The sequence below is a fragment of the Halococcus thailandensis JCM 13552 genome, assembly GCF_000336715.1.
GTDB classification, from domain to species: domain Archaea; phylum Halobacteriota; class Halobacteria; order Halobacteriales; family Halococcaceae; genus Halococcus; species Halococcus thailandensis.
On the sequence record NZ_AOMF01000014.1, the window covers coordinates 1 to 9247 of the forward strand.

Sequence of the window (9247 nt, forward strand, 5' to 3'; positions counted from 1 at the left end):
GCACATGCTACACTGGGACTCCGCCTCACGTCTGGCCGATTTCTACGCACTTGCTCGTACCGTGACTGGTAGAGTGGACAACTAGCGACTATTGATGAGGACGACGAAGGTAAAACCGTCGTCAACGCTGACGGCGATTCGGTTGGCACAGTAGTCGACGTCGACAACAACGATGCCAACGTCGAACCAGACCCGAACCTCACCGATGAACTCGCCGCGGAGCTCGGATGGGGCGACGCTGACGAAGAAACGTACCAACTGGATAACGACGCGGTAGCGACCGTGACGGACGACGAAATCCGCCTCGAAGAGCACCACTAATCCCAGGCACTTTTCTGGTGTAGATACTGTCTTTGCCTGAAGTCGACTAGCTACTGAGAAACCGATCTCTCCCAGCCAGCCGGCAGTGGGACGAGCCGCTTTTGAATATCATCGCCAATACATCGATCAGTTAGCAGGCGTGTCGTCGCCTTCGGAAGACTCGTCAGACACGTTTTCCTCGGGAGGGATATCACGTGCCGATTGTGGGTCGGTCCCGACACCCTCTCCCAGTGAAACGTCGGGCGTGAGTGCTTCGCCACGAACCAGTTCGGGGAGGACGATCCGAATCGCTTCGAGCATGACGATGAACACAATCGGCAGGAGAAAGAACCCATACCAGCCGAACAGGATCGGTCCCAGGATATAGCCGAACATCAGCACCAGCATATCGAGCTGGCGACCAGTGATATACGGCTGCAGGAACGTCTGCGGGAGGATGTCCAGAATCAAGAAGTACGCCACCAACGCTCCGCCGACGAACAGGAAACTCCCGCCCGAACGCACGGCCTGAAAGCCGAGATAGGCGACGATTGGGAGGTAGATCACCTTGCCGACGACGATCGGAATGAGACTGGCTATGCCCGTCAGAACCCCCAACACGAGTACCATCGGAACGTGGAGTGCTCCGGGGGCGAGTAGATTCGTCGCCTCGTAAGTGATTGCGGCGATGATCGACATCGCGACGACGAACAGGAGATTGCCGAAGAACACCGATTCCAGGTCCTCGTCGACTGCGAAGGCATACGCATACGCGGTGGTGTCTCGTCCGCCGAACAGCTCACGAAGTCCGCGCGAGAGAGCCGCGTCGTTCTGCAACAGGAAAAACGAAAGCGTGACTGTAAGCCCCAGGAAAACGAGCGTTCCACCGATGGCACTAGCGACCGTCCCACCCAGCTGCAGGACGGTCTGGAGCGTCTGCTGGGGCTGACTGATGAACTGTGTCGGGTTCTGGAGCAGCGTGGTAACGGTTTCACGTTGAGCAGGCGGGAGTGCACTGAGGTCGACGAGTCCGAACGCCCCTGAACCGCTGGCACCGATCGCCTGCTGGAGCTGCTGGAAGAGATTGAAACCGACGTAGCCGATGAGCAGTAGGATCGGAACGACGACCACCAGAACGGTGATGCTCGCTGCAATACCGTTCGAATCCACTATCTCCCGGAGACGTCGGTTGACCGGGCGGGTTGCGTAGTAGCCGAAAACGCCGAGTACGATCATGCCGACGAATGAGTACGCGAGAAATGCGGCGACGATGGCGAGTAGTACGATGAACAGCCACCATCCGAGTCGTGTGCGATCGGATAGTAGCTCAGAGGTGCGATCTGACATCTTCCCAAATCATATCGTTAGCCGCGGGAAATGGTTGTGCCTGCGGCTTCTGAGAATTCCTGAGTCCATATGTCAATATAAATGCGGACTCTATTTTGCGCGCTGATCGCTTACCGAGTGCGGAATCGTTTGTAGACTTCGATAAGCACCCGTGCGAGCGCCCCGAGGAGACTCGAGTAATACGAAAGGGCCGCCGTACCGAGTTGCAACGCTGCAAGTCGTGCATCGCCCTCATAGAGGGATATCCCTGCTTCGACGATTAGCGATACGACAGCCCAGTCCTCAGTGGAGGTTCGATCTATCGTGTTTGTGAAACTCATGCTTAGATACAACTCCCGGACAGGGAAATCGTCTTGGATTGGTTCTACCGTAGACACTTCTTGCCCCGTAGATCCCAGGACTCGTCTCAGAGCTTACCAGCAGCTTTGTGGTGCTTACTCTCGATAATCGACCATGGCTGACCGACAGCAATGGGAATACCGTATGATAGAACCATCGAAGGGACTCACCAAGCGCGAAGCCATCAACTCTGAAGACAAACTCAATGAACTCGGAGCCGACGGCTGGCGACTCATTGAAACCGTCTCGTACGACCAGGGTGGCACCAAGCTCTTCGTCCTCGAACGCCGGGTGGATCCGGATTTAGACTCGGATCACGACGAGGGTTCGTCGTGAATTCCCCTATTAATCCATCTGACGGAGGCCGATAGTCGGTGGACCTCTCAACGGAGAATACGATGCGAGAGCGGATCAGTGCGAGTCGGTGGCGTTTCTGGCTACTTCTCGGGGCAAACCGCTGGCTTCTGGCGGGGATTCTCGGTGCGTGCGTGTTCTTCGCGTTCGTGGTGCTTGGGGTTCTGGATTTTCCGACGCTCCGGACGACGATGGAAACTACTGACCCAGTCGATACGATCTTCCAGGGTCTCGTCGGTGCGATCATCACCGGAACAACACTCGTGGTATCGATCAATCAGCTCGTCCTCTCTCAAGAGATCGGTCCGCTTGGCGAGCAACGAGCGCGGATGGACACCGCCATGGACTTCCGCCAGAACACCGACGAACTCTTCGGATCGATCAGCCCCGCGAAGCCTTCACTGTTCCTCCAGCAGATCATCGAGACCGCCCGAGATCGTGCGGCAGCTATGAAATCTGCTGTCGACGACAGCGAGAACACCGAGATGCGGGAGAACGTCGGTACCTACGTCGACGATCTCGTCGAGAACGCCGAGACCGCGATCGACGAACTTGACGAGGCCACCTTCGGAACGTTCGACGTGCTGATGGCGGCGCTTGATTACAACTACGCGCGGAAGATGCACGACCTCCGCCGTCTCGGTGAGAAGTACGAGGACGACCTCTCAGATGAGCAACGTCGCACGTTCAGGGAGACACTCGAAGCGCTGACGATGTTCGGCCCGGCACGCGAACACATCAAGACCTTCTATTTTCAGTGGGCATTGGTAAAGCTCTCGCGGGCGATCCTCACGGCCGCGGTACCGGCGCTTGTGGTCGCCGGCGGCATGGTCGTCTTCGTGGATGCGACGTCGTTTCCGGGTCAGCTCTTCGGCACGGATTACATGATCTGGGTCGTCGCGCTCGCGTTTACGATCGCCGTAATGCCGTTCTTGCTGTTCGTCTCGTACATCCTGCGGATCGCGACTGTTGCGAAACAGACACTTGCGATGGGACCGATGGTACTTCGGAATTCAGAATCCCCGAGCGACGAATAAGCGAACGAGGCCGGTCAGATCACCGTATCGCCAGTGATGGTGGCGTTTCGGGTTTCGACAACGGTCCCGTTGACCGTGTTGACGGCAACGATGGTTGCAGTGCCGTTCGTGGGTGCCATGATGCTCACGTTAGATTGCCCGCTGTCGACGGGTGTCGTATAGAAGGTCTCGCCGTCTGCTGCTACGACGTTGATCTGGCTGACGCCTTGATCGGTCGTCGCGTTCGGAGTGAGCGAAAGTGTCCCGACGAGACGCCCATTTGCCCACTCCCCGGACGAGGACACGTCGTGAAAGACCGTCGAATTCTGGGTCGTGAGATCTATCCCCGGATTCAGTGTGAGACAACCACTGCCGGCAACCAAGACGAGGACCGCTACAACGACGACACGCCCCCGATGTGTTTCAGTCACTGCTCGTTGCAATGGGAGGTCGAGTCTTATGGACTCCGGTGAGACTCCGGGAAATCAACTGCACACTGATTACTCTGACACTGTGTGCAAAACCAAGATACAATTCGGCTTCGTGCAACCAGGTGGTGTCACTTCAGTTGAGGTGACATGGCTGGATCCCCCTGTATTATAATCCGGCTTGTGCGAGCGTGCACGTGCCCACAATAGCGGAATTCGCGATTCCGGCTCACGAGTTCGCACTCTCCAAGACGCTTGAACACCGTCCGGATATCACTATCAATATCGATCGGGTCGTCGCTCACAACACTACACAGGTAGTGCCGTTCGTGCGGGTGACACAGGGAGAGGTCGACGGACTGACCGAAGTTCTCGAAAACGATCCGAGCGTCGAAGAGGTTGAACTGTTCGGCGAGACCGACGACGAACGCTTCTACCGATTAGTCTGGAACGAGACTGCCCAAATCATCGGCCACATGATCAACGAACACGCTGCTACCATCCAAGAGGCTACTGCCGCCAACGGTGAATGGCAGCTCCGCGTGCTCTTCCCCGATCGGGATGCGCTCTCGGCAACCAACGAGTTCGCCAAAGAGAACGACATCGCGTTCACTCTCAAGAAGATCTATGGACCGGAGAACTTCGAAACAGCACGTCACAACCTGACTGAAGCACAATACGAGACACTTGCGGTAGGCGTCGAGAATGGTTACTATGAGGTTCCCCGCGAGATCACTACACAAGGACTCTCGGATGAACTCGGCATCTCTCATCAGGCACTGTCCGAGCGCCACCGGCGAGCGATGAAGAGTCTCGTGGTGAGTGCACTCGCCACCGTCGACGAAGAGAATGACGAAGCGCCGAAACCAGAATCAGCAGCCCGGCAGTCACCATAGCTGTCTGTCACGGACCGTCATCTCAGCAGTAAGTAGCCGCTTGTACGCCGGTAGGGAGCCAGCACCGTATATTGATGGCAATATCTTCCTCCCCTGTCACCTATGGCGAGCTTTCCTGGGTGCCGCGCGGCGCGGCACCCGGGCTGTGACGTCTAGTACTTGGTTCGTTTACACTCACTAGTCAGCAACGCGTTTTTGAAGCGCGGACAGGAGGGGGGGGGGATGATTGGTCTCTTGCGTCCCATATCTTTCCTCACGGATGGTTGGGATAGCTAGATTTTCATCGAATCAGCAAGAGCAGTCGTTTTCTGATCAACGACAAATCTCACTCCAAACGGGGGTGTCATCGCACTGGTCACGCTGGAGCACTACCCTACAATGAGGGAGAGTGGATGAGTGCGGGAAGCCGCCACAGAATATTTCATACAATAATTCCCGATTCGAGTATTTAAATCGTCCCACGAGACTCGATTGTGACCGAGTTTGTTCATAACGATCGGCTGCCAAAACAGGGACGTCACCGGCAATTCGATCTTCAGTATTCGATCGTAACCCGCAAACGTGACGGGAAACACCGTGATTTCAGGACGAAGAAGAGTGCCGCCGCTGGAGGCGGCGGCGCTCGACTGGGGAGAATCCGCCGCTAGCCGATCTCACCCCGTGGCTTGTCCCAGAAGTTCCGTATGATCTTGATCGTATCCACGACCGTACCGCGGATGCGGTACGTCCGATGGTAGTAATCAGCCAACACGTACGCGATCAACGCACAGAACAGCTCGACCAGTGCTCCGTTCAACGTTTTGCTATGGAACTCTTGGACGTTAAAATACTGTTTGAGCTTGCGAAACATAATTTCAAGTAGCCATCGCACCGCGTAAATCATCGCTACGTCGAGCGGATCGTATGATTCCGGTGGGAGCGTCGTGAGATACGTATTGACCCGCTCGCCGCCATCTGCGTCACCGTCAGAATCGCTGACGGTGACGCAACGAAACTCCACTCCAGTCGAGGCCAACTCACCTCGTTCGTCGGTGACGTGAGTGACGTCTCCGTCTTCGGTCTTCTCGAAATCTCTCTCGGAGAGCGTTTCTTCGACGGTGAACTGAGCATTCGTCCTCAGTGGGGTCACGAAATCAATGTTCCACCGGTTCAAACTGCAAAATCGGTCGTAGTCGACGTATCCCATGTCGAAGACGGCAATCATGTCGTCGAGGTCCTCGTGGACCTCGACTAAATCGAGCAGGTCCTCGAAGCAGTTGGTCTCGTGCGTGTTGGGATCAGTGACGACAGTTCCGATGGGATGTGAACTCGCCGGACTCAACCGCGCAGCGGAATGGAGTCTGAGACCGCCGTGCTCAGGTCGCAGCTCGTGGAGATCATCGTCGATCTCCACGAGCATGGAGGTCCGAAGCGGGAGGTTGGTCTTGTCGAAGCCAACGATCCAGCGGTCGGAGACATCCTCCAGTTGAAGGCGGACATCGCCAGAGGCGTGAAAGAACTCTGGAAGCTGGAGGATAGCGTTCGCCAGATCGGCGAACGCTTCCCACGGTCTTCGGTTGGTGAGCCGAGAAAAGTGACCTTGGCTGATTGATTCGAGGCCAGCACGAACGTCGGTTTGTTGGTCGAGATCGTCGAGGGTTTTCGGATCATGAATCCCCAAGAACGAGCCTATCTTGGCGTGTTCTTTGAAATCGTGGCGGTCAGAATGAAGACCGACACGATGGTCGGCAGCGATTTCCTCGCTGCCGACTTCGTCGAGCAGTTCGGTGAACCGATCGACGATGCGATCAGGTGAGGGTTCCATATCATCAGCACGAACGGTCAGCAAGCGGATGAGAGGGGCGTTTTATATACTCGAATCGGGAATTCATACAATCACTCAAAACTCCTAAACATGGATACTGAGAGGACATATTGGATAGCTCTTGGAATCAGTGGACTCGCGTTCCTTCTTGACGGAGCTATTCGAGCGACCGCCAACGGGCTTACAATTCCAAACGGAGGAACGATGATTGGCGCTACACTGGTGCTGATAGGTGGATTTCGAGGCTGTCGCTCTTCGGAGTCTTTGCATCACGTTCCCAGCCCTCTGCGGTATCTTGTTATTTTCGGAGCGGTTCTCTCGGTGGCCTCTATCATTCTCCGTTATCTCTTCTGAATCTGCAGGGTCTGCAAATAGGGGAGGGTCTATTGACAGGGTAAGAGAGTGTTCTCTGGTTGTGAGTGATCCTTGCGGTTTGTCCTTGATAGTAGGACGGTTTACATGAGACAATCGTTGAGCGTTTGGGAAATGTTTTTCACACCTATGGTGTTGTTTTGAAATATGGTGCTACGAATTAGGCGTGCGCTCGGTAACGGTGTCTCGAAAACACTCACGAAAGCCGGACTCGTGTTTATCGTCCTGCTTGGTGTCGGACAGATCGTGCTTCTCGCTTCGACCAACACACTTACTGAAGCATTTCTCGCAGGACTTGATCTCCCTGCTGGTGCTACACAATCTTCATCTGTACCGCTTTCATTACCTGTGTCGGCGACGGCTGCTGGTATACTCGCTTTTGTTGCCCTTCTTGTATTTCAGGTGATAACCGTCGTCTTGATCCGTGTGATGGCTGCGGATCAGCAAATCATCACGCATGAGAGCTACACACGACGGATGGGTTGGGTCGTTCTCAACTCGATTGCTGCCGGGATCATCGTTGGCTTACTGACGATGATCGGATTCGTGATCTTAGTGATTCCGGGGCTGTTCCTGACGGTGAGTTTGCTGTTTACGACGGTGTATATCGCCGATGAAGATGAGGGGTTCATCAGTGCGATACGGGACAGTTGGAGTCTTACGTCCGGGAATCGCTGGCGGTTGTTCGGGCTGTTTCTTGTGGTGATGGTCCTCTTCATGATCGTTTCGTTCGCATCCGGGCTCGCTGTGCCGTCCGGATCACCATTCTCGCAAGTCATCACGGCTGTCCTCACCACAATTCTGGTCGTCTATCAGATGGCTGTCCTCACTGACGCCTATCGCCAACTCCGTAACGAGAATGGCCTGAGACAGAGATCGGACCCAAGCTCGGATGTCACCGATATGTGAGCGTGGTGAATGACAGTGAGTCTACTGTAGTTGGAGCGGTGATCACAGATCTTCACAATCTTATTCGATGTCCGAGATGGTGAATATTAAGACAGTCCTGCGGAACCCGATATTATCCTTGAGAATTCCCAGAGAGTCAGCCTCCGGCCCAACAGGGCCAGAAGGTTCGACCATCTTTATGCATGGCAGTTGCAGATGGCGTATGGCTAGTACAAAGCAGTTGTACGGTCGTCTCGACCGGTGGGTGAGGAATTTATCTCGGATTGAATATGCCCTCTTTGTCGGCAGTGTCTCACTTGTCTCACAGCTCATCATCGACATCTTCCTCACAGAATTACAACTTCTCGATGCAGTGATTACTGCTCTCATCATCACCATAGTATTCTATTTATTATCTGGAATATTCCCGCGTGATTGATGGTCTCTGTAGCTTCGATGGTACACGCGCTGTCAGTAAGAGCGGTCGCTTCCCGACTGATTTTCACTCCGAACGAGGGGTGTCGTCGCGCCGATCGCTGGAGCGCCACTCCGTTCAGCAATCAAGCGTCTGCTAACAGAGATCCAGCCAAGGAGAAACATTCTCTAGATGATCCATTAGCGAAACTCCCGACGATATAATCGGCCCAGAGTTATCACAGCAATGCCAGCACACAAGAATCCAACAAGAACCCCAACCAATGAACCGAGAGTAACACCAGCACCAATCAGAGCGACAAGGAAGATTAACAGATCCAACTGCGAGCGCGTCTCGAACTCAAACGCCGAGAAATCACCGGTAGGTTCCGAATCGGACATGAGTACACAGGAATTTAGCCCATATCTCAGATAGAAGTTGGGTTGGCAGATTACACTCAGACTGAGAGATATTCACGCTGTTCACGGTGAGCGCCACTCTGTAAACAGGGAAATGACTAGTTACGGGGGCGAGGATTTTTGTTGGGATGTGTGGTAGTATCAACCGTGGTTTCAAAAATAACACCTCAAATTCTTGCTCGTGGTGCTGCTGGGCTAGCTGGTATCACTGGTTCGGCTGGATTTCTTTACTTGATGGGTGCGTTTGGACCTGTTTCTTGCTGGACAAGCGAATCAGTCAGCAGCAGCGGCGAGGTTACGACCAGTCAGGGGTGTGAGGCAGGTATCGACTATCTTTTCGGCAGTACCGGTGGGAACGCCTCGGTGTTGTTCTTCTGGGCAGTGGTTCTTTTGGGTCTCGTCATTCTCGGAGGGGCTGCTATTTGGACCGGTAAACGACGTATCACGTGGCTCACGGTGGTTGCCGGCGTAGTCATCTCAATTCTTGGTGTGTGGAGTATCGGCTGGTACTACGTTCTGCCGACGCTGTTTCTTTTGATTGCTGGTACGTGTTTAGCCCAAGCGATTTCGGTAGTCTCTCCTAGGGCCCGTACGAGTAGTGCAGTAGGTCGATGCAACAGGCGAACGAGTTCATCTTCGAGGGATGGTCTCCGGATCGGAGACCATCCC

Annotated in this window: 10 protein-coding genes; 6 read left to right on the forward strand and 4 right to left on the reverse strand. The window is 54.7% G+C overall.

Annotated features, from left to right (window positions below; genetic code table 11):
• Positions 1–81: 81 nt before the first annotated feature.
• Together C451_RS23045 and C451_RS00160 are read right to left on the reverse strand one after the other, a co-directional pair.
• Positions 82–315 (reverse strand): hypothetical protein, encoded by a 234-nt coding sequence (locus C451_RS23045; RefSeq protein WP_193788289.1) that lies wholly within the window; start codon positions 313–315, stop codon positions 82–84.
• Between the two features lie 132 nt (positions 316–447).
• A complete protein-coding gene (locus tag C451_RS00160; protein ID WP_007736356.1) occupies positions 448–1647 on the reverse strand; it encodes an AI-2E family transporter in 1200 nt (399 codons plus the stop codon).
• A 483-nt stretch (positions 1648–2130) separates the two neighbouring features.
• Here C451_RS00160 and C451_RS00170 point away from each other — a divergent pair, with 483 nt between their 5' ends.
• A complete protein-coding gene (locus C451_RS00170) occupies positions 2131–2322 on the forward strand; it encodes a hypothetical protein (RefSeq protein WP_241431115.1) in 192 nt (63 codons plus the stop codon).
• A 62-nt stretch (positions 2323–2384) separates the two neighbouring features.
• Positions 2385–3377 (forward strand): hypothetical protein, encoded by a 993-nt coding sequence (locus C451_RS00175; protein ID WP_007736368.1) that lies wholly within the window; start codon positions 2385–2387, stop codon positions 3375–3377.
• Between the two features lie 14 nt (positions 3378–3391).
• On the opposite strand, the gene C451_RS00180 is transcribed toward C451_RS00175, so the two are convergent.
• Positions 3392–3787 carry a hypothetical protein gene (locus C451_RS00180; protein WP_152420278.1) on the reverse strand — a complete coding sequence of 132 codons (396 nt, stop codon included), beginning with the start codon at positions 3785–3787 and terminating at the stop codon, positions 3392–3394.
• Between the two features lie 194 nt (positions 3788–3981).
• Between C451_RS00180 and C451_RS00185 the strand changes: the two genes are divergently transcribed.
• Positions 3982–4680, forward strand: coding sequence for a bacterio-opsin activator domain-containing protein (locus C451_RS00185; protein ID WP_049912563.1), 699 nt, complete (start codon positions 3982–3984; stop codon positions 4678–4680).
• 643 nt (positions 4681–5323) lie between these two features.
• On the opposite strand, the gene C451_RS00190 is transcribed toward C451_RS00185, so the two are convergent.
• On the reverse strand, positions 5324–6484 hold the full coding sequence (locus C451_RS00190; RefSeq protein ID WP_007736373.1) for an IS4 family transposase: 1161 nt from the start codon (positions 6482–6484) through the stop codon (positions 5324–5326).
• Positions 6485–7003: 519 nt separating this feature from the next.
• Between C451_RS00190 and C451_RS00195 the strand changes: the two genes are divergently transcribed.
• From C451_RS00195 to C451_RS23175, 3 genes are all read left to right on the forward strand, one after another.
• Positions 7004–7765 (forward strand): hypothetical protein, encoded by a 762-nt coding sequence (locus C451_RS00195; protein WP_241431117.1) that lies wholly within the window; start codon positions 7004–7006, stop codon positions 7763–7765.
• A 67-nt stretch (positions 7766–7832) separates the two neighbouring features.
• The gene (locus tag C451_RS21405; protein ID WP_152420279.1) at positions 7833–8183 is read left to right on the forward strand and encodes a hypothetical protein; all 351 of its coding nucleotides are present in this window, start codon (positions 7833–7835) and stop codon (positions 8181–8183) included.
• A gap of 542 nt (positions 8184–8725) precedes the next feature.
• The coding region (locus tag C451_RS23175; protein ID WP_206536653.1) for a hypothetical protein at positions 8726–9247 on the forward strand (522 nt) is incomplete at its 3' end.